At 74.6% G+C, this 24,286-nt stretch carries 25 protein-coding genes; 15 read left to right on the top strand and 10 right to left on the bottom strand.

Annotated elements, in window-relative coordinates; translation table 11 throughout:
- Positions 1–10: 10 nt before the first annotated feature.
- Complete coding sequence (locus PSED_RS12690) at positions 11–1,783, bottom strand: PEP-utilizing enzyme (RefSeq protein ID WP_013674641.1); 1,773 nt, start codon at positions 1,781–1,783, stop codon at positions 11–13.
- A gap of 200 nt (positions 1,784–1,983) precedes the next feature.
- Here PSED_RS12690 and PSED_RS12685 point away from each other — a divergent pair, with 200 nt between their 5' ends.
- Complete coding sequence (locus tag PSED_RS12685; RefSeq protein ID WP_013674640.1) at positions 1,984–2,640, top strand: HAD-IA family hydrolase; 657 nt, start codon at positions 1,984–1,986, stop codon at positions 2,638–2,640.
- Entirely contained in the window at positions 2,637–3,377 is a 741-nt protein-coding gene (locus PSED_RS12680) for an SDR family NAD(P)-dependent oxidoreductase (protein ID WP_013674639.1), read from the top strand. The genes PSED_RS12685 and PSED_RS12680 overlap by 4 nt, the downstream gene beginning before the upstream one ends.
- A gap of 46 nt (positions 3,378–3,423) precedes the next feature.
- Here PSED_RS12680 and PSED_RS12675 read toward each other — a convergent pair whose 3' ends face one another.
- The 5 genes from PSED_RS12675 to PSED_RS12655 all read right to left on the bottom strand — a co-directional run bounded on the left by PSED_RS12675 (position 3,424) and on the right by PSED_RS12655 (position 8,071).
- A complete protein-coding gene (locus tag PSED_RS12675; RefSeq protein WP_013674638.1) occupies positions 3,424–3,831 on the bottom strand; it encodes a tautomerase family protein in 408 nt (135 codons plus the stop codon).
- A gap of 1 nt (position 3,832) precedes the next feature.
- A complete protein-coding gene (locus PSED_RS12670) occupies positions 3,833–5,263 on the bottom strand; it encodes an aldehyde dehydrogenase (protein WP_041759596.1) in 1,431 nt (476 codons plus the stop codon).
- Between the two features lie 146 nt (positions 5,264–5,409).
- Positions 5,410–6,192 (bottom strand): cyclase family protein, encoded by a 783-nt coding sequence (locus PSED_RS12665; protein ID WP_013674636.1) that lies wholly within the window; start codon positions 6,190–6,192, stop codon positions 5,410–5,412.
- Complete coding sequence (locus PSED_RS12660; RefSeq protein ID WP_143770468.1) at positions 6,192–7,088, bottom strand: uroporphyrinogen decarboxylase/cobalamine-independent methonine synthase family protein; 897 nt, start codon at positions 7,086–7,088, stop codon at positions 6,192–6,194. The genes PSED_RS12665 and PSED_RS12660 overlap by 1 nt, the downstream gene beginning before the upstream one ends.
- Before the next feature lie 62 nt (positions 7,089–7,150).
- Positions 7,151–8,071: a LysR family transcriptional regulator gene (locus tag PSED_RS12655; RefSeq protein ID WP_013674634.1), complete on the bottom strand. Its 921-nt coding sequence runs from the start codon at positions 8,069–8,071 to the stop codon at positions 7,151–7,153.
- 104 nt (positions 8,072–8,175) lie between these two features.
- Between PSED_RS12655 and PSED_RS12650 the strand changes: the two genes are divergently transcribed.
- Entirely contained in the window at positions 8,176–9,531 is a 1,356-nt protein-coding gene (locus tag PSED_RS12650; RefSeq protein ID WP_013674633.1) for a mycothione reductase, read from the top strand.
- Between the two features lie 4 nt (positions 9,532–9,535).
- Here the strand turns inward: PSED_RS12650 and PSED_RS12645 are convergent, their stop codons facing one another.
- Positions 9,536–10,387 carry a sigma-70 family RNA polymerase sigma factor gene (locus PSED_RS12645; protein ID WP_013674632.1) on the bottom strand — a complete coding sequence of 284 codons (852 nt, stop codon included), beginning with the start codon at positions 10,385–10,387 and terminating at the stop codon, positions 9,536–9,538.
- A 207-nt stretch (positions 10,388–10,594) separates the two neighbouring features.
- Between PSED_RS12645 and PSED_RS12640 the strand changes: the two genes are divergently transcribed.
- From PSED_RS12640 to PSED_RS12600, 9 genes are all read left to right on the top strand, one after another.
- Entirely contained in the window at positions 10,595–10,876 is a 282-nt protein-coding gene (locus PSED_RS12640) for a hypothetical protein (protein ID WP_041759594.1), read from the top strand.
- A gap of 238 nt (positions 10,877–11,114) precedes the next feature.
- Positions 11,115–11,969 (top strand): enoyl-CoA hydratase/isomerase family protein, encoded by an 855-nt coding sequence (locus PSED_RS12635; RefSeq protein ID WP_041761100.1) that lies wholly within the window; start codon positions 11,115–11,117, stop codon positions 11,967–11,969.
- A 144-nt stretch (positions 11,970–12,113) separates the two neighbouring features.
- Positions 12,114–12,779 carry a hypothetical protein gene (locus PSED_RS12630; RefSeq protein ID WP_143770466.1) on the top strand — a complete coding sequence of 222 codons (666 nt, stop codon included), beginning with the start codon at positions 12,114–12,116 and terminating at the stop codon, positions 12,777–12,779.
- Between the two features lie 237 nt (positions 12,780–13,016).
- Entirely contained in the window at positions 13,017–13,700 is a 684-nt protein-coding gene (locus PSED_RS12625) for a GntR family transcriptional regulator (protein WP_013674629.1), read from the top strand.
- A 44-nt stretch (positions 13,701–13,744) separates the two neighbouring features.
- Positions 13,745–14,641 carry an FAD binding domain-containing protein gene (locus tag PSED_RS12620; protein WP_013674628.1) on the top strand — a complete coding sequence of 299 codons (897 nt, stop codon included), beginning with the start codon at positions 13,745–13,747 and terminating at the stop codon, positions 14,639–14,641.
- Positions 14,634–15,158 (top strand): (2Fe-2S)-binding protein, encoded by a 525-nt coding sequence (locus PSED_RS12615; RefSeq protein ID WP_013674627.1) that lies wholly within the window; start codon positions 14,634–14,636, stop codon positions 15,156–15,158. Before PSED_RS12620 ends, PSED_RS12615 begins: the two co-directional genes overlap by 8 nt.
- The gene (locus tag PSED_RS12610) at positions 15,155–17,605 is read left to right on the top strand and encodes a xanthine dehydrogenase family protein molybdopterin-binding subunit (RefSeq protein ID WP_013674626.1); all 2,451 of its coding nucleotides are present in this window, start codon (positions 15,155–15,157) and stop codon (positions 17,603–17,605) included. The genes PSED_RS12615 and PSED_RS12610 overlap by 4 nt, the downstream gene beginning before the upstream one ends.
- Complete coding sequence (locus PSED_RS12605; RefSeq protein WP_013674625.1) at positions 17,602–18,501, top strand: cyclase family protein; 900 nt, start codon at positions 17,602–17,604, stop codon at positions 18,499–18,501. Before PSED_RS12610 ends, PSED_RS12605 begins: the two co-directional genes overlap by 4 nt.
- 11 nt (positions 18,502–18,512) lie before the next feature.
- The gene (locus tag PSED_RS12600) at positions 18,513–19,430 is read left to right on the top strand and encodes a beta-keto acid cleavage family enzyme (RefSeq protein WP_013674624.1); all 918 of its coding nucleotides are present in this window, start codon (positions 18,513–18,515) and stop codon (positions 19,428–19,430) included.
- Between the two features lie 39 nt (positions 19,431–19,469).
- On the opposite strand, the gene PSED_RS12595 is transcribed toward PSED_RS12600, so the two are convergent.
- Both PSED_RS12595 and PSED_RS12590 read right to left on the bottom strand, forming a co-directional pair.
- The gene (locus PSED_RS12595) at positions 19,470–19,775 is read right to left on the bottom strand and encodes a Zn-ribbon domain-containing OB-fold protein (protein WP_013674623.1); all 306 of its coding nucleotides are present in this window, start codon (positions 19,773–19,775) and stop codon (positions 19,470–19,472) included.
- Positions 19,772–20,899 carry a thiolase family protein gene (locus PSED_RS12590; RefSeq protein ID WP_013674622.1) on the bottom strand — a complete coding sequence of 376 codons (1,128 nt, stop codon included), beginning with the start codon at positions 20,897–20,899 and terminating at the stop codon, positions 19,772–19,774. The genes PSED_RS12595 and PSED_RS12590 overlap by 4 nt, the downstream gene beginning before the upstream one ends.
- 127 nt (positions 20,900–21,026) lie before the next feature.
- Between PSED_RS12590 and PSED_RS12585 the strand changes: the two genes are divergently transcribed.
- The 3 genes from PSED_RS12585 (at position 21,027) to PSED_RS12575 (ending at position 23,514) form a co-directional block, all read left to right on the top strand.
- Entirely contained in the window at positions 21,027–21,224 is a 198-nt protein-coding gene (locus PSED_RS12585) for a hypothetical protein (protein ID WP_013674621.1), read from the top strand.
- A gap of 439 nt (positions 21,225–21,663) precedes the next feature.
- The gene (locus tag PSED_RS12580; protein ID WP_013674620.1) at positions 21,664–22,626 is read left to right on the top strand and encodes a hypothetical protein; all 963 of its coding nucleotides are present in this window, start codon (positions 21,664–21,666) and stop codon (positions 22,624–22,626) included.
- A 138-nt stretch (positions 22,627–22,764) separates the two neighbouring features.
- Complete coding sequence (locus PSED_RS12575; RefSeq protein ID WP_013674619.1) at positions 22,765–23,514, top strand: hypothetical protein; 750 nt, start codon at positions 22,765–22,767, stop codon at positions 23,512–23,514.
- Between the two features lie 60 nt (positions 23,515–23,574).
- Here the strand turns inward: PSED_RS12575 and PSED_RS12570 are convergent, their stop codons facing one another.
- The gene (locus PSED_RS12570) at positions 23,575–24,222 is read right to left on the bottom strand and encodes a TetR/AcrR family transcriptional regulator (protein ID WP_013674618.1); all 648 of its coding nucleotides are present in this window, start codon (positions 24,220–24,222) and stop codon (positions 23,575–23,577) included.
- Between the last annotated feature and the right edge of the window lie 64 nt (positions 24,223–24,286).

Here is a 24,286-nt window from a genome sequence, read left to right as displayed (position 1 = left end):
ACGACCCCCGTCACGGCTGTCCGGTTGTGTCCTGGCCCGCCCCGGCCAGCTCGGCGGCCCGCTTCAGGATGGTCACCCTGCCGTTCGTGCCGTCGACCTCGATCTTGTCGCCGTCGCCGATCGCGACGGTGGCGATCCCGACCGCGGTGACGGTCGGCACCCCGTACTCACGGCCGACGATCGCCGCGTGGCTGAGCATGCCACCGCCGTCGCACACCGCCGCCGCGATCTTGCCGAACGCGGGCGTCCAGTTGGGCGACGTCGACTCGCACACCAGGATCTCACCAGGCGCGACGCGGTGCAGCTCGTCGGAGCTCTGCAGGACCCGCGCGACGCCGGTCGCGATCCCGCGGGCCGCCGCGACGCCGGTCAGCGTCGTCTCGTTGGCGGCGTCCGGGTTCTGCACGGCGCGCAGCGACCCCGGGTTGATGCCGAAGATCTCGATGAGCACGGGGTCCTCGACCGAGTCCGGGACGGTGCCCAGCACCTTGGGCATCTCCGAGCGCCGGGTGTGCCAGTGGTCGAAGTACTGGCGGCGGTCGGTGACGAGACTGCGCAGCTCGCCGCCGTAGGGCTTGCCGGCGGCGACGTCGAGCAGCTCGGGCCAGAACAGGTAGAGCATGTCGTCGCGGCGGTCGGCGCCGACGCGGTCCGCCAGCTCCTGGCAGGCCTGCCGCAGCGGCAGCATGACCTTCAGGTCGATGTAGTAGTTGTGGTCGTCCTGCCACCACGGGAAGTTCGCGGCCTGGTTTGCGGCGAGCCCGCCGTCGAACACCGCCTGCTCCTCGCGGGTCAGCCCGGACCGGGCCGCGTCGATGGCGGCGTCGCGCTCATCGAGGGCGTTGCGGGCGGCGGCCTCGAAGTCGTGGTCGGTCTCCTTCATCAGGAACGTCTTGATGTTGCCGAAGGCGTTGGTGTTGTCCTCGATCCAGCTGGGGACGCCCACGTCGCAGGTGGCGTCGGTGCGGTGGCCCCAGACCTGCAGCCAGTCGTCGAAGTCGGTGAGCCACTGCGACGCCGACCCGCCGTGTGCCGACAGCGCCTCGCGCATCCGGCCCGGCTCGTTGTCGGCGAAGACCTGCGAGAGGCCTGCCTGCCGCGCCTTGACCGCCAGCGCGTAGAGCTCGCGGTCGAGCTCCATGATCTTGGTGTCCTCGCCCTGCAGGAACTTGCCGACGAGGCCGGTGTCGATGCCCATCTCGGCGCACGAGCCGTAGAACCCGAGGAAGTTGACCAGCATCGGGTACATGACGTTGAAGTGGATCTCCATGGCTCGCTTGTGGTAGCGACGAGCCTGCCGGATCAGGGTGCCCAGCTCGGCGGTCGGGACCGTCGCGAGGTCGATGCCGCGGAAGTAGTCCCACGTGGCCTCGAGCTCGTCGCGCCCGGCCTCCCAGATCGAGCGGTAGTTCTGCAGGAAGTGCGGCAGGTTGGTGCCCAGCCGGTTGGCGCGCGCCGCGATCTCCCGGGGGTCGGTCTCGGGAATCGGCGAGCCGTAGAGGTGGGTGCCCGCGAAGCGGCACGTGACCCCGCGACCGGGCGGCAGCGGCAGGCTCTCCGACGCGCCCTGGGTGCCGGCGCAGTACCCGTCCGCACTCCACAGCGTGGCCGCGAGCGGGGTCAGCCCGCGCGACCAGTGGAAGTCCAGGAACCAGAACGCGTCCTCGTCGCCCGGCTTGAACGGCGACGGCGCGTCCACCACGTACGGGAAGTCGAAGTGCTCCGGCTTGTACCCGGGGTACCAGTCACCGGTGTACTCGCCCAGGGGGACGACGTTCGCCATCGGATCTCCTCTGATCGGGACGATGGGTCGGACCGTGACAGTGCACACATCGGGGCGGCAACCCGGCCGTTCTCCCCTGCCGAACGTCCGGCCCCGGCACCGTCGCGCCGAGCTGCCGTTTCGCGCCGCGGAACGCGCCGCTTCCGGCGCGGACGGGCCCGTTCGTAAGGTCAGCGGATGCCAGACGGGACGCCCGGCCGATGACGGCGCTGCTGCTCGACGTCGGCGGCGTGGTGATCCGCTCCGGATCGGAGATGCTGGAACTGCTCGGCAGGCGCGAGCCCGCCGTCCGCGCCGTCGCCGCCCGGCGCGGACCGCTGGGACCCGAGCCCGATCCGGACTGGGACCGCATGCTGCGCGGCGAGCTCAGCGAGCGCGAGTACTGGGCGTTGCGTGCCGCGGAGGTCGGCCGGGCCCTGGGCCGCGCGGGCTGGCCGGTGTCGGAGTTCATGGCCGAGCTGTTCGAGCGGCCGGGTGTCGACGTCGTCCGGCCCGCCGCTGCCGCGCTCGTGGCCGACGTCCGCGCCGCCGGGCTGCCACTGGGCGTGCTGACCAACGACCTGGCCGCCTTCCACGGCGACGGCCCGCTGCGGGCGGGCCTGGCGTTCCTCGACGACGTCGACGTGCTGATCGACGGCTCGTGGAGCGGGGTGCTCAAGCCCGACCCGCGCAGCTACGCCGCCGCGGTCGACGCGCTGGGGGTCCCGGCGGGCGAGATCGTCTTCGTCGACGACATGCCCGCCAACATCGAGGGCGCCCGGCGCGCGGGGCTGCGGACGGTCCAGCTCGACCTGCGCGACCCCGACGCCGCGTTCGCCCGGGCGCGCTCCTGCCTCGGTCTGGTACCCGCCCGATGACCGCGGAGGTCGCCGTCGTCGCCGGGGCGTCCGGGGCCCTGGGCGGCGCGATCGCCGACGCCCTGCGCGCCGCCGGGCTGCACGTCGTCGCGGTCGCGCGGACGGCGCCGCCGTCGGGTCCCTCGACCACCGGGTGCGCCGCGGACGTCGGGACCGCCGCCGGGGCGGACGCGGTGAGCGCCGCGGTCGCGGCCGCGGGCGGGCCGGTCCGGATGGTCGTGCAGGCGGTCGGGCTGCCACCCACCGGGCCGCTGGACGCCATCGACCCCGACGCGCTGGGCGCGACCGTCGCCCTCAAGGTCGGGGGGCTGTTGCGGCTGGTCAGGGCGGTGGATACGCATCTGGTCGGCGGGTCGCGGATCGTCGCGCTCGGCGGGCACTACGGCAGCGAGCCCTCCCCCGACGCCTGCGCCGCGGGCGTCACCAACGCCGCGCTGGCCAACCTGGTACGCCAGCTCGCCGTCGCCTACGGGCCGCGCGGGGTGACCGCGCACCTCGTCGCGCCGGGTCCGGTCGACACCCCGCGGATGCGCGGGCTGGCCGCGGCGGCCGCGCGGCGGCGCGGGGTCGCGGTCGAGGAGGTGCTCGCCGAGCGGGCGGCCGAGTCGCCGCTGGGCCGGCTCGTCACGCCCGAGGAGGTGGCCTGGACGGTGACGACGCTGCTCGCCCCGCAGGCCGACGCCCTGCACGGCGCCACCCTGGCCCTCGACGCCGGCGCCCGCCGCGGACTCTTCTGACCGATCCGGTGCGTGCGGCGACGGATCGGGCGCCGCACGCACCGGATCAGGGTCGCCGCGCGGCCCTGGCGGCGATCTCCTCGGCACGGGCCGCCGCGGCCGGGACACCGGCGATGCCCCAGTCGTCGGGCGGCACCTCGACGATCCGCGCGCGGACCAGCTCGCGCGGGCTCCCCAGCACGGTGACGACGGCGTCGGTCAGGGCGGCGAGCAGCCGGTGCCGCTGCTCGACCGGCCGCCCCTCCAGCACGAGGGCCGTCACGTACGGTGCCTCCACGCCGATCTCGCCGCCGGTGATCCACTGCCCGGGCGGGTGCTCGGTCACCCAGCCGCGGACCCGCGCGGGCGGCGAGTCGAGGACCTCGGCGTACCGGCGCGTCAGCTCGCCCAGCAGTTCCGCGAGACGCTGCGGCGGGTGCCGGTCGGCCAGCACGTGGACCTCGAAGATCGGCACGTCAGCCGCCGTCGATCGCCATCACGACGGCCTTGGGCTCGGTGAAGAACTCGCGGCTGAAGGTCCCGCCCTCGCGTCCCCACCCGGAGTCGCCGACGCCGCCGAAGGGCGCCCGCAGGTCACGGACGAAGAAGCAGTTCGTCCACACCGTGCCCGCCCGCAGCCGCGCCGAGACCCGGTGGGCGCGCGAGAGGTTCTCGGTGAAGACCATCGCGTTGAGCCCGTAGCGGCTGCCGTTCGCGGCGGCGACGGCCTCGTCCTCGGTGTCGAACGGGGTCACGGTGACCACCGGCCCGAAGATCTCCTCGCACTGGATGGGCGAGTCGGGCGCCGCGTCGACGACGACCGTCGGCCGCACGAACCAGCCGTCGCCGGGACCGCCCGTGAGCACCTTGCCGCTCGGGTCCTCGAGGTAGCTCGTGACCTTGGCGTGGTGGGTCTGCGACGACAGCGGGCCGATCTGGGTGCCGGCGTCCTTCGGGTCGCCGACGACCAGCGCATCGGCCGCGGCGACGAACCGGGCGAGGAACTCGTCGAGGATCGGGCGTTGCACGTAGAGCCGGGAGCCGGCGAGGCAGACCTGGCCGGCGTTGGTGAAGATCGCCCTGATCGACCAGTCGACGGCCGTGGTCAGGTCGGCGTCGGCGAACACGAGGTTCGCGCCCTTGCCGCCCAGCTCCAGGCTGACCGGGGTCAGGTTGCGGGCGGCGGCGGCGGTGATGACACGTCCGGTCGACGACTCACCGGTGAAGGTGATCCGGTCCACCCGCGGGTCCGCGGTCAGCGCCGCCCCCGCGGAGTCCGGACCGTAGCCGTGCAGGACGTTGAGCACGCCGGGCGGCAGTCCGGCCTCGACCGCGAGCCGGGCCAGGATCGTCGCCGACGCCGGCGAGTCCTCCGCCGGCTTGAGCACGACGGTGTTCCCCCAGGCCAGGGCCGGTGCGATCTTCCAGCTCTCCAGCATCAGCGGGAAGTTCCACGGCGCGATCGCGGCGACGACGCCGGCGGGCTCGTAGCGGGCGTAGGCGTGGTGGCCGGTGTCGGTCGGGTAGGCCTCCGACGCCGACAGCCGGGCGTGGTCGGCGAAGAACCGCAGGTTCTGGGCGGTGCGCGGGACGTCCTTGCCCAACGCGTCGGAGACGGGCTTGCCCATGTCACGGGTGTCGGCCATGGCCAGCTCGGCGGCGTTCGCCTCGACGAGGTCGGCCAGCCGGTGCAGCAGTGCGCCGCGCTCGGCGAACCCCATCCGCGGCCAGGGCCCCTCGTCGAACGCGCGCCGGGCCGCCGTGACGGCCAGGTCGGCCTCCGGGGCGCCGCCCAGGGCGACCCTCGCCCAGGGCGACTGCGTGTAGGGATCGACGGAGTCGAACTCCGCGCCGTCGAGCGACGCGCGCTCCTCACCGTCGATCACGTGCCCGAACCGTTCGTCCATGGCAGCGACCGTCGCATCCGGACGGAACGCCCGGGAAGGCGAGCGTTCGGCCTGGTGGAACGCGGGCTCGCGGCGCCGGCTGCGGGTCCGGCGCACCGAACCCTCCCGGGAGGGGGTCGGCGGATCCGCCCGACGCGACGGGCGTGTCAGGCGTCGGGCTCGTCGAAGATCGCGACCGCCCGGGTCCACCCCGCCGACGCGGCGTGGATCTTGACCGGGAAGCACGAGATCTGAAAGCCCGTCGCGGGCAGCGACTCGAGGTTGTGGAGCTTCTCGATGTGGCAGTAGCCGATGTCGCGGCCCACCCGGTGGCCCTCCCAGATGATCGAGGGGTCGCCCTCGGCCGCGTAGCGCCGCGCGGTGTGCACGAACGGCGCGTCCCAGCTCCACGCGTCGGTCCCGGTGAGCCGGACGCCGCGTTCGAGCAGGTACAACGTCGCCTCGCGGCCCATGCCACAGCCCGTCGACACGTAGTCGTCCTCGCCGTAGCGGGCCCCCGCCGCCGTGTTGACGACGACGATCTCCAGCGGCGAGAGCGTGTGCCCGATGCGATCGAGCTCGGCCTCGACCTCGGCGGCGGTGACGACGTGGCCGTCGGGCAGGTGCCGGAAGTCGAGCTTCACGCCGGGCTGCAGGCACCACTCCAGCGGCACCTCGTCGATGGTGATGGCGCGGGCGCCGCCGTCCATCGTGGACGCGTAGTGGTACGGCGCGTCGAGGTGCGTGCCGTTGTGCGTCGTGAGCCGCACACGCTCGATGGCCCAGCCCTCGCCGTCGGGGAGATCCGCGCGGGTCGCCCCCGGGAAGAACGACAGGACGTCCGGGGCCGTCGCCTCGTGGTCGAGGTACTCGATCTGCGGCTCGTGGCCCGGCGGGTCCGACCGGATCCCCGCCGTCAACGCCACCGAGATGTCGACGAACCTGCGCACTAGCCCTCCCCGATCTCCGCGCGCAGGATACGTGCCGCCTCGGCCATGGCCGCCAGCTTGCCGCGGGCGATCTGGCGGGGCAGGGCGAACTGGCCGCAGTCGGTCGTGAGGTGGATGCGCTCGGGCGGGACGTGGGCCAGCGCCCTGCGGACGCCCGCGACGATCTGCTCCGGCGACTCGACGACGAGCTTCTTGATGTCGATGACCCCGATCCCCAGGCCCTTCTCGCTCGGGTACTTTGACCACAGCGCGAAGTCGTCCTCGGGGAAGCCGGTCTCGGCGAACGCGTACTCCACGGCGTCGACCTGCAGGTCGCGCGCGACCATCTCGTGGAACCCGCCGTACGGGGTGACCCCGACCGGGACACCGCTGCCGAGGTGGCAGATGTGGTCGGTGAGCCAGCCGCCGAGGTTTGCCGGGCCCATCCCCGAGCAGAACTTGACCGTCCGCGGGCTGACCGCGCGGGCGGCGCGCCACAGCTGCGCGAGGTGCATCGTGCCGCGGCCGATCTCGCCGGTGACGACGACCTCGTTCCACGTGTTGCCGAACGCCGCGACGGTCTGGTCGCCGAAGCCCGTCATGACGGTGCTGGTCTCGGGGACCACGGCGATGCCGTCGAGGTGTTCGGCCGGGTAGAGCAGGAACGACGAGATCACGCCGTCGTGGCGGTCGTACCAGAGGTGGCCGTCGGTGGGCAGGTCGATGCCGGCGTCGACCTGGTCGCCGATCATGGCGCGCACGCCGTCGGCGAAGGCCTCGGCGAAGTCCGCGCGGCGCAGGGCGACGCGGATGTCCTCGCCGCCGAGGTCGAAGTGGTTCCAGTGCGGACGGGGGTAGGAGCCGACCTGGGTCGTCGGGAGGAGATGGCCGACGACGTCACTGAGCTGCCTGGTCACGGGGGCCTCCGCGGCGGTGCGGGAACGGGTCCCCCCGAGACTCGCGCGGTCGTCGTCGCGGATCATTCGCCGTTTCGGTTGCGATCCCGCGGCACGGCTCCCGCGCCGATGATCGACTCGGTGGCGACGACGACGGCCCGCGCCGCCTCGCGGAACGCCCGCACCGCGGGCCGCTCGTCGCCCTCCCGGCTCGCGACCGACACCAGCGCGGCCGGCCCGGCGAGCGGGACGTAGCGCACGCCCGGGTGCGGGAAGAACCGGCGCGCGGGCTCGCCGTGCACACCCAGCTGCCCCGACGTCGCGACGGCGGCCGGGACCGCCGCGGGCGAGCGCACGACCGTCGACGTCGATCCCGAGGACCCGGCCGGACCGGCCCAGTCGGCGAGACCGGGGTGGCGGCCCACGAGCCGGACCCACTGGGCGTCACCGACGTCGGCCTCGGTGAGTCGAGCGGCCCCGGCCAGCGGCGACCCGGCCGGGACGACGGCCCAGCGCCCGGTGTCGAGCACCCGATCGAGGCGCAGCCCGTCGACGGGCCCGATGTCGTGCACGACCGCGACGTCGACGGCCCCGGAGCGGACCAGGTCGTACTGGCCGTCCCAGTCGGTCTCGACGTGGTCGAGGCGCAGCGCGGGATGCCACTGCGCGAGCAGCGCGCGCACCCCCGGCCACCTGTCGGCCAACCCGAACCCGAGCACGCCGACACGGAGCACCTGCGGGTCGGCCGGCGGGCGGTCGGCGACAGTGGCCAGGTCGTCGACCTGCGCGAGCGCCGCCCGTGCCCTGACGACGAAGCGCTCCCCCGCGGGCGTCAGGGCCACCCGCCGGCTGGTCCGCGCGAACAGCCGCGTGCCCAGCTCGCGTTCCAGCTGCTGGATGCGGCGGCCGAACGCCTGCGCGGCGATGTAGTGCCGTGCCGCGGCCCGGCCGAAGTGCAGCTCCTCGGCGAGCGTGACGGCGTAGCGCAACGACCGGATGTCCACGGGCGGGCACCGCCTTGTCGAGGGCCTCGTCGACGGTGCCGAGCACACTACGCGCGATCGCCTTCCGGTGGTGGGCCCGCGCGAGCGGCCATAGCCTCCGAGGGATGCGGCATCACGACCTCCTCGTCATCGGCGCCGGGTCGGGCAACGCGGTGGTCGACGAGGCGTTCTCCGACCTCGACGTCGCGATCGTCGAGGAGCGCCGGTTCGGCGGCACGTGCCTCAACGTCGGCTGCATCCCGAGCAAGATGCTGGTCCGCGCGGCCGACCTCGCCGACGACGTCCGCGACGCCCGGCGGCTCGACGTCGAGGCGCAGCTGCGCGGGGTGCGCTGGCGCGAGCTGCACGACCGCGTCTTCGGCCGGCTCGACCCCATCGCCCGCGACGGGCGCGCCGGCCGCGAGGACACGCCGTGGATCACGGTGTACGACGGGCACGCGCGGTTCACCGGCCCGCGGACGCTCGACGTCGGCGGCACCGCCGTGCACGCCGACCGGATCGTGGTCGCGGCGGGATCGCGGCCGGTGGTCCCGCCGCCCGTCGCCGACTCCGGACTCCCCTACGAGACCTCGGACACGGTCATGCACATCGACGCGCCGCCGCGCCACCTCGCCGTCCTCGGCGGCGGCTACATCGCGGCGGAGCTGGCGCACGTCCTGGCGGCCGCGGGCAGCACGATCACGATGATCGACATGGCCGACACCCTGCTCTCGGGGCAGGACGTGCTCGTCGCGCGGGAGTTCACCGAGCTGGCGTCGAAGGACCGGGACCTGCGGCTGGGCCATGAGCTCACGAGGCTGTCGGGTGCGCCCGGCGAGCTGGTGCTCACGCTGGACGACGGCTCGACGGTCGAGGCCGACATGCTGCTGGTCGCCGTCGGCCGGACACCCAACGGCGACCGGCTCGACCTCGGGGCCGCGGGGATCGACGTCCACGACGACGGCCGGATCGTCGTCGACGAGTACCAGCGCACCACCGCGGACGGGGTCTGGGCGCTCGGGGACGTCAGCACGGCGGCGCCGCTCAAGCACGTCGCGAACCGGGAGGCGCAGGTCGTTCGACACAACCTGCTGCACCCCGGCGATCTGATCCGGGCCGAGCACGACGTCGTCCCCTCCGCGGTCTTCACCCGGCCGCAGATCGCGGCCGTCGGCGCGACGGAACAGGAGCTCGCGGCGGCCGGGACGCCGTTCACGGTGGGCCTGGCCCGGTTCTCCGACGTCGCCTACGGATGGGCGTCGGAGGACACGACGGGCTTCGCCAAGGTCCTCGCCGAGCCGGGCACCGGGCGGTTGCTCGGCGCGCACATCCTGGGCCCGCAGGCGGCGACGCTGATCCAGCCGCTGGTCGTCGCGATGACGCTCGGGATCGACGCCCGCACGCTCGTCGAGCGCCCGTACTGGATCCATCCGGCGCTGACGGAGGTCGTGCAGCAGGCGGTGGGGGCGAGTCGCCGGTAGCTGCTCAGCCCTCGGCCGCCAGCCCGGCGCGCAGCGTCGTGAGGCTGCGGGCGAGCAGCCGGGAGACGTGCATCTGGGAGATGCCGATCTCCTCGGCGATCTGCGTCTGGGTCATGTCCCGGAAGAAGCGCAGCATCAGGATCGTGCGCTCACGTTCGGGCAGCGACTCCAGCAAGGGGCGTAGCGCGTGCCGGTACTCGACGTGGTCGAGCTCGCCGTCGAGCTCACCGAGCCGCTCGTGGGAGGACTCGCCCGTCTCCGGGTCGACGGGTTCGAGCGGGTCGCTGTGGTGGCCCGCCTTCGCGGTGAGCGCCTCGACGACCTCGCTGACGTCCACGCCGAGATGTGCGGCGAGCTCACTGGGCCGCGGCGCGCGGCCGAGCTGCTGGGACAGCGGGCCGGTCGCCTTGTTGATGGCGACGGCGAGGTCCTTGAGCCGGCGCGGCACCCGGACCGCCCACGTGCGGTCGCGGAAGTAGCGCAGCATCTCCCCGCGCACGCACGGCACGAGGTAGCCGAGCAGGTCCGCGCCCGCGCGGTCGGGGTCCCAGCGGTCGATCGCGCTGATCAGCCCGACGGTGCCGACCTGCACGAGGTCGTCGTAGCCGCCCGGGTACCCGGCCGAGTGCCGCAGCGCGAGGTGCCGGACGATCGGCAGGAACGCGAGGATCAGCTCGGAGCGCAGGGCGTCGCGGCGGGGGTCCGAGGGCGGCGTCGCGGCGAGCTCGCGCATGGCCTCGGCGTGGCGGGCGTACTCGCTGGGCGGCGCGTACGGGGCGTCCTCGGCGAGCGGGGGTTCGTCCGGCGGCGGACCGGGAACCGGTAGGTCGGGAACGACGATCTCGTCGGTGGCCATCGCTCTCCCTCGTCGCCGACGGTGGGAGGCGACTGGCTGCACCTCGAACCTGCTCCCCGGACGGTACAAGCACCCGGGGCGCCCCGCCATGCGCCGGGGTGGGCGGTCAGCCGGCCCGGGTCCCCCGCACGACCCCGGTGAGCGCGACGGCGCCCGCCGCGACCCGCACCGCGAGTGCCGCGCCCGTCAACGGCGGCGTCGAACGGGGTGCCGAAGTTCAGGTGCGACGGCACGCCCCGCCACGCCTGCACCGACACGAGCATGGTCTCGACGACGCACGCCGCGGTGAACAGCGCCAGCCACGACGTCCGGGCACGCACCCGCAGCAGCGAGGTCACCCAGGTGACCGTCGCCAGGGTCGTCCCGAACGACAGGCCGAACGTCGCGGCCTTGCGCAGCGAGGTCGGGCCCGTCCAGGACCCGCCGGTCGTCAGCAGGATCGCGACGTGCACGAGCCCGCCCACGACGAGCATCGCCGCGACGACGTAGGCGAGCCGCTCCACCGGCCGGGCCTCGGCAGGGATGCGACGCAGGTCCCCGAGAACCGTGCCGCGCCCAGGAGAAGGGCTGGTGACGGTGGTGGGCGGCGGGTTCATGACGGTGATGGTCGCCCGCCGGGCCGGGTCGGCGAATCCGCCGCCGGTCGACAACCGGGATACGCCCCGGGGAGTACGCGCCGGCACCGACCGTCGCGGTGACCCCGATCCGGCCGACCTACGCTGCGGCGATGACCGGCCGCACCGAGTACGAGACCCTGTTCACCGAGATCGTCGCCGACGGCGTCGTGCTGCTGACCCTGAACCGTCCCGACCGCGCCAACGGGGTCGTCCCCGAGCTGGCGCGCGACCTCGTCGCCGCGCTCGACGCGGCCGAGGCCGACCTCGACGTGCGCGCGCTCGTCCTCACCGGCGCCGGTCGCCAGTTCTGCGCGGGCGCCGACCTCAAGGAGATGCACCGCCATCTCGCGGAGGAGATGCCCCGCACCGGAGAGCCGTACAACGCGCGCGTGATCTTCCCCGTCATCGAGCGCGTCGTCGCGTCCCGGTTGCCGACGGTGGCCGCCGTCAACGGCGGGGCGACCGCGGGCGGGTTCGACCTGGCGCTGGCCTGCGACATCCGGATCGCGTCGACGGCCGCCAAGTTCGGCGAGACCTACATCAAGCTGGGGCTGCCGCCGGGAAACGGCGGCACCTGGTTCCTGCCCCGGCTGGTCGGGCCGGGCCTGGCCGCGGAGCTCGCGCTCACCGGCGACGTCGTCGACGCCGCACGGGCGCGCGAGATCGGGCTGGTCAACCGCGTCGTCGAGCCGGCGGCGCTGATCGACGAGTCCGTCGCGCTCGCCGCGCGGATCGCGCAGTGGTCGTGGCGGGCGCTGGAGATGACGAAGCAGTCGCTGCGGTCGGCGTGGTCGGTGGACCTGACGTCGAGCCTGAACAACAACTACTGGGCCGCGGTCGGGTTGCAGGCCGGGCCGGACGTGGCCGAGGGGGTCGCGGCGTTCGTCGAGAAGCGGCCCGCGCGGTTCAACCGGCGCCCGCACCCGCCGCGCACGCCCGAGGGCCCCGCGCCCCGGACGGTCTGAGGCCGCCCCGCCGAGGGTGGCGCCGGGCCCGACCGGCCGGGGGCCTACCCTCGGACGGGTGCCCCGACCGACGTCCGTCGCGCTCCCGACCGCCCGCCGGTGGTCGCCGTCGCCGCGTCCGTGCGCGCGCCCCGGGTGGCGCGGATGAGCGCCCCCACCGGCGCCCCCACCGCCGAGCAGGCCGCGGGTCGGTGGGGACGGGTGCCGCTCTCGCGACGCTCGCGGATCGTCGTCGCGATCGCCGCGCTGGCCACGGCCGTGGTCGCCGCCGTCGCGACGATGGTGCTGCTCGGCTCGTCGCGGCCGCTCTACACCGCCTCGGCCACCGTCGCGCTGGTCCCGGCCCCCGGCCTCACCGCGGACCAGCAGTCGAACGCCTGGAAGGACATCACCAACGGTCGGGCGACGAGCGTCGCCGTCGTGGTGCTGCGCCAGACCCAGTGGCTCACCGCCGCGGCGCAGGCCGCCGGCACCACTCCGGACCGCATCGAGGTCGACGTCGCGCCCGGCACCGCGAGCGCGACCGGACTCAACACCGCGTTGATCGACATCGGCGCGTCGGCGCCGTCGCCGTCGGGCGCGGAGGCCGCGGTGGCCAGCATCATCCAGCAGGCCGGCCCCGCGATCAACACGACCGCGGGCGGCTACGCGGTGCAGGTCGCCGACTCCCCCGACGGTACGGCCGTGCCGACGCCCAAGCCGCGCAACGAGATCCTCATCATCGTGCTGCTCGCGGGTGCCGGCGTCGGCGGCGGTCTCGCGTGGACCCGGATGCGCCGCCGCGAGGCGCAGGCGCGCGCCGCGGCCTGACCGCGGTCTCGGCGGCGCACGTCTGCGCCGCTCCCGCGACGACGGCACGCGGCGCCCTGTGCCCCGCGATCGCGGCGGCCGCTCGCCGCAGCTGACTCCCGATCTGCGGACCGGTTCCGGCTGTCGCGCCGCGTCCGCGTGATCGCAGCCTCCGGTCGGCGATCGGCGGCTTGACCAGCTTCCTCGATTATCGATAATCGAGCACGGCCGTGATGGAGCGCACAGTCTGGGGGCGAGGTGGCCGACGGTACCGGGGGTCTGCCCCGCGCGGTACTGCGCGAGCAGCTCCGGGAGCGGTTGCTCGCCCGCATCCTGGACGGGGAGTTCGCGCCCGGGGAGCGCATCGTCGAGAGCCGCGTGATGAAGGAGTACGGGGTCAGCCAGGCCCCGGTCCGCGAGGCCCTGCGCGACCTGGAGGCCATGCGGTTCGTCGAGAGCTTCCCGCACCGGGGCGTCCGGGTCCGGATGATCTCCGAGCGCGAGCTCGCCGAGATGTACCCGGTCCGGGCCGCGCTGGAGGAGGTCGCGGGCCGGGCTGCGGCGCCCGTCGTCACCGACGGGACCCTCGCGCTGCTCCTCGACGAGATCGAGGCGATGCGCGCCGCGAGCAGCGCCGACGACGTGCACGCCGTCCTGGTCCACGACGCCCGCTTCCACGAGATCATCTTCGAGACGGCCGACAACGCGCTGCTGCTCGAGGTCTGGCGCTCGCTGCACGCCGAGATCCGCGCGCTCGTCACCTACAACCGGGCCCGCGTGGGGCTCGCCGAGATCGTCGAGTCGCACGTGCCGATCCTGCAGGCACTCCGCGAGCGCGATCCCGCCCTCGCGGGCAAGCAGATGCGCCACCACATCGAGCACTTCGGCTCGCTGGCCTTCGCCGCCGGCGGCGCCGACCGTCCCACAGCCCGTCCCGACTGACCGGCCACACACCGGTCAGCAATCCCCGCACAAGGAGGTGTGGAGTGAAGCCTGCGGCGTTCGCCTACCTGGCACCGCGCGACCTCGACGAGGCGCTCGACCAGCTCGCCGAGCACGGCGCCGACGCGCGCGTGCTCGCCGGCGGTCAGAGCCTCGTCCGGTTGATGAACGCACGACTGGCCAGCCCCTCGGTCGTCGTCGACATCAACCGGGTACCCGGACTCGACGCACTCGCCGTCACCAACGGTTCCGGCCCGGCGACACTGCGGTTGGGCGCGACGGTGCGCCAGCGCACCAGCGAGCTCTCCGCCGACGTCGCCACGCACGCTCCCCTGCTCGCCGAGGCCGGCGCGCACGTGGCGCACGCGCCGGTGCGCAGCCGCGGCACCGTCGTCGGCAGCGTCGCGTTCGCCGACCCGTCGGCCGAGCTGCCGGCGGCGCTGCTCGCCCTCGACGGCCGCGTCGTCGCGCGCAGCCGGTCCGGTGAGCGGACGATCGAGGCCGACGACTTCTTCACCGGCCCGTTCCGCACGTCCCTCGACCCCGGCGAGATGGTCGTCGCCGTCGAGGTGCCGGCGGTCGGGGCCCGGACCGGGAGTGCGTTCGTCGAGGTCGCACGCCGCCACGGTGACCTGCCGGTGTGCGGGGTCGCCGCCACCGTGACGCGGGCCGACGACGGGAGCGTCGCCGGGACCCGGATCGCGCTGTGCGGGGCGGGTGAGCGGCCCGTGCGCGCCCGCGCGGCCGAGGACGCCCTGACCGGTTCCGACGGGGGCGAGGGCGCCGTCGCCGAGGCCGCGGCCCGGGCGGCCGACGGGCTGTCGCCGATCGGCGACTGTCACGGGTCGGCGGACTTCCGCCGCCACCTCGCGCGCGTGCTCACCGGCCGCGCGCTGCGCACCGCCATCCACCGAGCGGCCGGGGAGGCCACCGATGTCTGAGACGACCTCGACCGCGGCGCCCGAGAAGGTCCGCGTCCGCCTCACGGTCAACGGCACGTCGCACGACCTGCTGGTCGAGCCGCGCACCCTGCTGGCCGACCTGCTGCGCGGCGACCTCGGGCTCACCGGCACCCACCTGGGCTGCGAGCAGGGTGTGTGCGGCTCGTGCACCGTCCTCGTCGACGGCACGGCCACCCGGTCCTGTCTGGTGTTCGCCGCGCAGCTCGACGGCGCCACCGTGCGGACCGTCGAGTCGCTCGGCGGCGTCGACGGCAGCCTGCACCCGATCCAGCGGGCGTTCCACGAGAACCACGGCCTGCAGTGCGGCTTCTGCACCCCGGGAATGCTGATGGGCACCTGTGAGCTGCTCGAACGCACCACCGAGCCGGATCCCGACGACGTGCGGGAGGCGTTGGGCGGCAACCTGTGCCGCTGCACCGGATACCAGAACATCGTGAAGTCGGTGTGCGCGGCGGGCCGGGCGCTGGCCGCGGAGCGGAACGGAGCGCAGGTATGAGCACCGTCGAGGACCGTCCGACGACCGCCACCACCGGCTCCCCCCGCGAGGGCGAGCGCCGCTGGGTCGGGCGCAGCGTCCCGCGCAAGGAGGACCCGAAGCTGCTGGCCGGGCGCGCCACGTTCGTCGGCGACGTCACGCTGCCCGGCATGCTCCACGGCGCGGTGCTGCGCAGCCCCCACGCCCACGCCCGGATCGTCTCCATCGACACCAGCGCGGCCGAGGCGATCCCGGGTGTGGCCGCCGTGCTGACCGGTGCGCAGGCCGCCGAGCTGGTCAACCCGATGCCCGCGTTCTGCGCCGAACCGGTGCCGCAGACCGCGGTCGCGATCGAGCGCGTGCGGTACCCCGGCGAGGCGGTCGCGATCGTCGCCGCGACCGACCGCTACATCGCCGAGGACGCGTGCGCCGCGATCCGCGTCGAGTACGAGGTGCTGCCGGCCGTCGTCGATCCCGAGGCCGCGATGGCCCCGGACGCGACGCGGATCCACGAGACGCTCGACTCGAACGTCGCGTTCCACCGCACTCTCGACTTCGGCGACGTCGAGGGCGACCTGGCCCGCGCGCACACCGTCGTGCGCACCCGGGCGCGCTGGCACCGGATGGGCGCGCAGCCGATGGAGACCGCGGGCGCGGTCGCGTCGTGGGACCCGTTCGACAAGTCGATGACCGTGTACTCGAACTCGAACTTCCACAACTTCCTGCCGTGGGCGTTCGCCGGGATGCTCGGCGTGTCGACGAACCGGCTGCGGATGATCCCGTGCGCCGTCGGCGGCAGCTTCGGCAGCAAGCACTTCATCACCAAGGTGCTCGCGATCGCCGGCGCGCTGTCGAAGGCCACCGGCCGGCCCGTGCAGTACCTCGAGGACCGGGTCGACAACATCGCCGCCAACGACAACGTGGGCTGCGACCGCATCTACGACGCCGAGCTGGCCCTGGCCGAGGACGGCGAGATGCTCGGGCTGACCCTGCGGATCATCGACGACTACGGCGCCTACTTCCAGTTCGCGCACGGCCAGCACGGCAACGCGATGGCCCAACCCACCGGCCCCTACCGGATCAGCAGCCTGCGCTACGACGTGTCGTGCGTGCTCACCAACAAGGTCCAGCAGGGCTTCTTCCGCGGCGCCGGCGCCGACCCCGGCAACTTCGTGCTGGAGCGGCTCGTCGACAAGGCGGCCGAGCAGCTGGGCATCGACCGTGCCGAGATCCGGCGGCGCAACTTCATCCGGCCCGACCAGTTCCCGTTCAAGACCCCGCCGGGCAACGTCTACGACTCCGGCAACTACGCGGCCGTGCTCGACAAGGCGCTCGAGCTCGCCGGGATCGACGACTGGCGCGCCGAGCAGGAGCGGCTGCGCGCCGAGGGCCGGTACCTGGGAATCGGGCTCGCGACCTGCCAGGAGCGCACCGGCTACAACGCCTCGGAGTGGTGGTTCCTCTACGACAACCCGCCGCTGCCCGCGACGAGCACGCCCGAGAGCGTCAAGATGGACGTCGACGCCATGGGCGGGGTCCGGGTCGAGGTCGGCTGCCCGTTGTGGGGCAACAGCCCGGAGACCGTCGTCAGCCAGGTCGTCGCCGAGGAGTTCGGCATCGACCCCGCCGACGTGTCGGTCACCTACGCCGACTCGACGACCGGGGCGATGTCGGCGGGCCCGGGCGGCAGCCGGCTCACGATCATGCTGTCCGGCGCGACCCGCGGCGCCGCGCGGACCATCCGGGACAAGATGATCCGGATCGCCGCACACGCGATGGAGATGGACCCCGCCGACGTCGAGTGCGTCGACGGCACCTTTCGCGCCAAGGGTGCGCCGGGCACGTCGATGTCGATGGCCGACATCGGGATGCGCGCGCACCTGTTCTTCCACGACACACCCGAGGACGAGTCCAGCGGCCTGGTCGCGGTGCACACCTACGACCACCCCTACTCGACGCCGCCGTCGGCCGACCGCAAGGACATGGGCGCCTTCTACCCGATGGTGTCCCACGCCTGCCACATCCCGATCGTGGAGGTCGACCCGGAGACCGGCGTGGTGACGCTGCGCGCCTACTACGCGGTCAACGACTGCGGGACGGTGATGAACCCGACGCTCGTCGAGGGGCAGATCGTCGGCGGGATCGTGCAGGGCATCGGCGCGGCGCTGATGGAGGAGTACCGCTACGGCGAGGACGGGGCGCTGGACACCCCGACCTTCCGCGAGTACCTGGTGCCGAGCATGCACGAGGTGCCCGAGATCGTCGTCGAGCACCTGGAGACGCCGTCACCGTTCACCGAGTACGGCGTCAAGGGTGCCGGTGAGGGCGGGCGGCTCGTCGCGCCGACCGCGATCGCGAGTGCGGTCGACGACGCGCTCAAGCCGCTCGGGGTGTGGGTGGACGAGCTGCCGATGACGCCCGAGCGCGTCGTCGGCATGGTCACGGACGCGCGGGAGGGCCGTCCGTGACCACCACCCGCCCGCCTGCCGCCGGGCCCGCCGCCGACGTCCCCGACGCGGTGCGGGCCCGGGCGGCGGGCCTGGTCCGCACGGGCCGGTCGTTCTCGCTGGCCGCGACGCGGTTCCCCGGGATGCCGTTGTTCCCGGGCCACCCGCAGTTCCAGGTGCTGAGCTACCGCACCCCGCAGGGGCTGCACCAGGCCGGCGAGAACCTGTGGGCGCCGCACCCCAACGAGGTCGGCCTGGGCTGCATGACCGAGGTCGTCTCCGGGACCGTCCACTCCGGCGCCCACGTCGACGCGCTGGCGCACATCACCATCGGCGACGAACATCGCTGGTACGGCGGGGCGAACGCCGCCGAGCACCTGGGCGACTTCGGCCCCACCGTCGGCGACGCGTCGAGCATGCCGGCGATGTTCACCCGCGGTGTGCTGCTCGACCTGGCCGCGCACCGCGGGGTGGACTGCCTGCCCGCGGGCGCGGCCGTCGACGCCGCGGAGGTCGAGGACATCTGCGCGGCGCAGGGGGTGACGATCGGGCAGTGGGACGTCGTGCTGTTCCGCACCGGCTACATGGGGCTGTGGCCCGACCGGGCCCGGATGGCCGAGCACCTCACGCCGGGCCCGGACATCTCGGTGGCCCGGATGCTCACCGAGCGCGGGGTGATCGCCGCGGGCAGCGACACCGAGACCTTCGAGGTCCAGCCCGCGCCGGATCCAGGTTCGCCCGCCAACCCGCAGCCGGTGCACGTCCACCTCCTGGTGGACAACGGTGTCTACATCATGGAGAGCCTCGACCTGGAGGAGCTCGCCGCGGCCCGGGTGTACGAGTTCCTCTTCGTCGCGCTGCCACTGAAGATCGCCGGGGCGACCGGGTCGATGGTCGACCCGCTCGCGGTCGTCTAGGAGGGGAACGAATGGACTCCGGCAAGGTCATCGTCACGTGTGCGCTCACCGGCGGGATGACGGTCCCGGCGCAGAGCCCGGCGATCCCGGTCACGGTGGCGCAGATCATCGAGGAGGGGGTCGCCGCGGCCGAGGCGGGCGCGGCCGTCCTGCACATCCACGTCCGGGAGGAGTCGACCGGGCGGCCCGTGCAGGACGTCGAGCTGTTCACCCGCGTCGTCGAGGGGTTGCGTGAGCGCACCGACGCCGTCCTGCAGCCCACGACGGGCGGCGGGCGGGGCATGACGATCACCGAGCGGGCGGCCGTCGTCCCGCACCTGAAGCCCGAGATGGCGACGTTCAACGCCGGCAGCTTCAACTTCGGGCTCTACCCGGTGGCGCGTCGCGACCTCGACTTCCAGGACTGGGAACGGGAGTACCTGGAGGGCACCCGCGACTACGTCTTCCGCAACACGTTCTCCGACATGGAGTACCTGGCCGGGCTGATGAAGGAGGCGCGGACCCGGCCGGAGATCGAGATCTACGACGTCGGCCAGCTCTACAACATCCGGCGGCTCGTGGCCGACGGCGTCCTGGAGGCGCCGTTCAACCTGCAGTTCGTGCTGGGGGTGCTGGGCGCCAACGCCGTCGAGGCCGACCAGCTCGTGCACATGGTGCGCACCGCGGAGCGGCTCTTCGGCGTCGGCGGGTTCACCTGGTCGGCGGCCGGGATCGGCTACCCGGGCCAGTACCAGGTCGCGGCCCTGGCGCTGGTCATGGGCGGGAACCTGCGGGTCGGGCTGGAGGACAACCTGCGGGTCCGCCGCGGGGAGCAGGCGAAGTCGAACGCCGACCTCGTCACCAAGGTCGTCGAGCTGGCGGGGCTGTTCGACCGCACACCCGCCACCCCGGCCGAGGCCCGCGAGTTCCTGGGGCTGCGCGGCGCGTGACCCGTGAGTGGCGATGGTCGCCCGGGCGACCATCGCCACTCACGAGCGCCGGGCCCAGGCCAGGCCGCCCTCGATCGCGACCCGCACCTCGGCACCGGGAGCGAGGCCCGGCTCGCAGCGGCACATCACGCGCACACCCTCGGCGAGGTCGACGAGGCAGAGCCCGAACGGTGTCGGCGGGTGGCCCTCGCGCGGGGCGCGGTGCACGACCGTCACCGCGGCGACGGTCCCGGGGCCGGACGCCGGGGCCGTCGACACCCGCTGCGAGCCGCACCGCGGACAGGCCTCGCGGCGCAGGTACCAGCGATGCCCGCAGGGTGCACACGCGTGGAGATCGGGCGTCACGGTGCCTCCAGCACGGCACTGACGTGCGCGGACATGACGCCCCCGTCGCCGTGGACGAGGGCGGTCGTCGCCCGGGCGACGCGCTCGCCCGCCTCGCCGCGCAGCTGGGTCACGGCCTCGACGACGTGCGCCAGCCCGCCCCCGACGCCGCAGTGCCCGTAGGAGAGCAGGCCGCCGTGGGTGTTGAGCGGCAACGGGCCGGTGCGGTCGAACCGGCCGGCGGCGGCGTCGGCACCCGCGCGGCCCGGCGCGCTGATCCCGATCTCCTCCAGCAACAGAGCGAGCGTGATCGTGAAGCTGTCGTAGACCCCGAGATGGTCGACGTCGGCGAGATCGCGGCCCGCGTCGGCCAGCGCGCGGTCCGCGGCGTCGCGCGCGCCGAAGGCCGCCTCGTCGGCCTCGGTGAGATGCTGGTGGCGGTGCCCCTCCCCCACCCCGGTCACCCGCACCGAGCGCGGCCCACCCGCCGCGGTGACGACGAGCGCGGCGCCGCCGTCGGAGACCGGGCAGCAGTCGAGCAGCCGCAGCGGCTCGGCGACCGGTCGCGACGTGAGGACGTCGTCGACCGTGAGGGGCTCCCGGAACTGCGCGCCGGGGTGCGCACCGGCGTGCCGGCGCATCGTCACGGCCAGGGGGGCGAGCGCCTCCGGGCCCAGGCCGTGGCGGTGCAGGTACGACGACGCGAGCAGCGCGTAGTACGCCGGCACGGTCCCGCCGAGCGGGATCTCCTGCTCGGCGTGCCCGACCTGGGCGAGAGTGCGGGTGGCGTCGTCGCGCGAGCGCCCGGACGCCCGGTCCTCCCCGCCGACGACGAGTACGGCCCGCGCGTCACCGGCCCGGACGAGCCGGACCGCGGCGGCGACCATCGCCAGGCCGGTCGCACCGCCGACGCTGGTCCCCGCCGCGATGGCCGGCCGCACCCCGAGCCGCTCGGCGAGCAGGTCGGCGGGCATCAGGTGGCCGAGCGTCGTGGCGTATCCGCAGAGCACGGCGTCGACGTCGCGCGGGCGCAGGCCTGTGTCGTCGAGCGCCGCGCGGGCGCCCTCGGCCTGCCACTGCAGCGCGGACCGGCCGGGCCGGACACCGAAGGGCGTCAGGCCGACGCCCGACAGATGTGCCGCCACCTCAGCACCCTCTCAGACCGGCGGCGCCCGCACCGTGCGGGAGCGACGTCCACAGGTGGTAACGGCGCGACGACAACGGGCGAACGTCCTGGCGTCGTGTCACCGGACCGAGCGGGGTAGACCAGCGATGACGTTCCAGCTCGTGGCGCTCCTGGTGGTGGGCGTCGCTCTCGTGCTGTCCGTGCTCGTCCAGCTCACCCGACGGCGGGCCCGGCACTCGGTGCGCGTGACGGGTCGCCAGCCCGCGGTCGCGCTCGTCGACACCCGCCGCGCGCTGCGCAGGCCCCGGGGGCACACCCGGTCCCGGTTGCGCACACGGACCTGACGCGGCAGGTGGCAGGGTCCCCGACTCCTGCCACCCGCCGCCGGTGCCGCGCGGTCAGCCGACTCCCCAGTGGACGGACCCGCGGTGCGCGCCCGCGGTCGGGAGCTCCGCGGGCACGGCGGCCGGACCGGCGCAACGATCGCTGCTGCGATGTGCGGCCCTGTCCGACACGTTCGGGCTACCTCGGCTGCGGACCGTCACAAACATCCTCTCGTCAGATCCGCCGAGAACGTCCGGAATGCCCGTCTTCGTCGCCCGCCTCGGACGATGTCGTGGCCCTCCGTGCTCGCACGTGGACGCGACGTCACCCCCGGCAGGACTGCCGGGAACCGCGCGAACCGGACAGGCGCACCTGCAACGCCACCCCGTCGAGCGTTTTTGCCGACCTCTTGCTCGACTTCGCCCCACACCAGACCGTTCGGTTCCTACCCTCGGACACATGGAGGACACCGCCGTTGCGCCCACGGCCGCCGGGCGGATGCCACGGCTCCGGCCGTCGCGGCGCCTGACCACCGTCGCGGCCGCGCTCGTCGTGGCCGCGATCGCGGTCGTCGGTACCCAACTGGCGCTGGGTCCCGTCGTCCAGGAGTACCGCGCGACCGCACAGGTCGTGCTCGTCCCCGCCGCCACGACCGCGCCGGAGGACGTGCCGTCGGCCTGGGAGTCGCTCTACGACCTGCGCGGGTCCAAGGTCGCCGCGGCCGTCCTGGCGGCGCCGCGCTGGGTCGGACCCGCCGCGCAGGCCGCGGGCGTGCCGGCCACGGCGCTGGCCGTGACCGCGACGCCGGTGGCGGGGACGTCGCAGATCAACCTGACGGCGACGACGACCGACCCGCGCGCGGCCGAGACCGCCCTCACGGCGCTGGTGCAGGCCGCCACGCCGCTCACCGAGCAGCTCTCGGGCCCGTTCTCGCTGGTCCTGGCCGAGCCCGCGACGGGCACCGGCGCCCCGACCGGCATCCCGCGGGTCACCTGGCTGGCGATCGCGGGCGTCGGCGGCCTGCTCCTGGCGGCCGCCGGCGTGGCGCTGCTGAACCGGCGCGACCGTCGCCGCGCGGAGCGGTCACCCGCCGGGCACGGCGGCGGCGCGGCACCGGCCGCAGTCCCGGAGGAGGACGTGGTGTCGGCGGGACCTCCGCAGGACGACGCGCCGCGTGACGCTGCCGCCGACGACGCGCCCGGAGACGCCCCCGAGACCGGCTCGCCGAGTGGCGCGGGCGACGCGCCGGGTGACGCCCCCGGGCCCGGCTCGCCGACTGCCGCGGACGGTGCGCCGGTGACGGCCGCGCCGACGTTCCGGCCGTCACCGCGCCCGCGGGCGGCCGAGCCGGGTCGCACGCCGGAACCGGTCGGCGGGCGGCCGCTCGGCGACGGGACCCGGGTGGCCGACCCGGCTCGGTGAACCCGTCCCGGTCGGCTGCGGGCCGGCGCCAGCCCATCAGGCGAAATCGCGCGCGAAACGGGGCGAACGTCGCACCGTGCTCATCCGGCCGTCGTTGCAGCCCGTGGAAGCGACAGCGGTGACGGTCGGGGGTGTGCGGTGGCGGATGTGCGACGGTACGGACGGTGGGCGGCGGTCGCCGGTGCGGCGGCGACGTTGACCCTCGGCGTCACCCCGCCGCTGTGGGCGGCCGACCCGCCCCCACCAGGCGCGGGCGGGGCAGGCGGGATCCTCATCGGCAACGGCGGTGAGGGCGGCACGGGCGGTCCCGTTCTCGCGGGCGGCGACGGCGGCACGGGTGGTGGCGGCGCCGTCCTGGGCACCGACGGCGGGGCCGGGGGTCGGGGCGGCGTGGCCGGCACCGGCGGCGGCGCCACCACCGGCAGCGACGACGGCGGGGCGGGAGGCGCCGGCGGCAACGGGGGCGCGGGCGGCACCGGCGGGGCCGGGGGCGCAGGCGGGAACGGGGGCGCGGGCGGCACCGGCAGCGACCCGGGTACCAACGGAGGCCGCGGCGGCGTGGCCGGCACCGGCAGCGGCGCCACCACCGGCGCCGACGACGGCGGCGCAGGCGGTTCCGGCGGCGCCGGCGGGAACGGCAGCCCGGGCACCGACGGAGGCGGGGCCGGAGGCCGCGGCGGCATGGCCGGCACCGGCAGCGGCACCACCACCGGCAGCGACGACGGCGGCAGCGGAGCCGACGACTCCACGGCGGCCGCGGACGGCGAGGCAGGATCACCCCAGGACGCTGCTGGTTCGAACCCCACGGTGCCGACCACGGTCGACGTCCACGAGCTGGTCCGGTCGACCCTGACCCAGGTCTGCCATCAGCTCCTGACGTCCGCCTGACGCATCAGCCGCGCACCGTGACCTGACGCGGCGGCACCGGCGGCGCCCCGGTTGACGTCCTCACCCGGGGCGTCGCTCGGCGGCGTCGAACGCGGGCGCGAGCGGGGCCAGGGCCGCCCGGAGCTGGTCAGGTAGTGAGCCGGAGGGCAGGACCAGTGCTCCCGCGCCGGTGCTCCCGGCGGCCTCCTCCTTCCCGGCCGGCCGGAGCCAGCCCTCCAGCGCGATACGGACCGCCGCGGCGACGCTCGCCGCGAGCACGCGGGCAGTGTGCGCCCCCGCGTCGCCCAGGCGTTCGGCGATCACCGCCGTGAGCGGGGGCTCGATGCCGGCGCTGGTGTCGAGGTACGCCTCGCGCAGCGCCGGGCGCGTCGTGATCAGCAGCAGTGCCCGTTCGTGCCCACCGGTGTCCGTGCACTGCTCGACCACCGCGTCGGTGACGGCGTCCGCCAACCGCACCCCTGCTGGCCGCGCCGCGACCGCCGCCGCGATCCGCTCCTCCCGGTCCGCGGTCACCGCCGCGACGATCGCCTGCTCGCGGCTGGCGAAGTAGTTGTTGTAGGTGCGCGGCGAGACCCCGGCCGCCTCGGCGATGTCCTCGACCCGCACCTGGTCGGGTCCGTGTTCGACGGCGAGCCGCAGGGCCGCCTCGCGCAGCGCCGCGCGCGTGGCCTGCTTCTTCCGCTCCCGCAACCCCGGTGGTGTCGTCACGGCCCCAGCGTCGCACGGATAACTGCGTGTGCGCAAATTTGCGTGTACGCAGTTATTCTGCCAG

Source organism: Pseudonocardia benzenivorans CB1190 (assembly GCF_000196675.2).
Lineage (GTDB): Bacteria > Actinomycetota > Actinomycetes > Mycobacteriales > Pseudonocardiaceae > Pseudonocardia > Pseudonocardia benzenivorans.
This window is presented reverse-complemented; position numbering and strand designations above follow the sequence as displayed.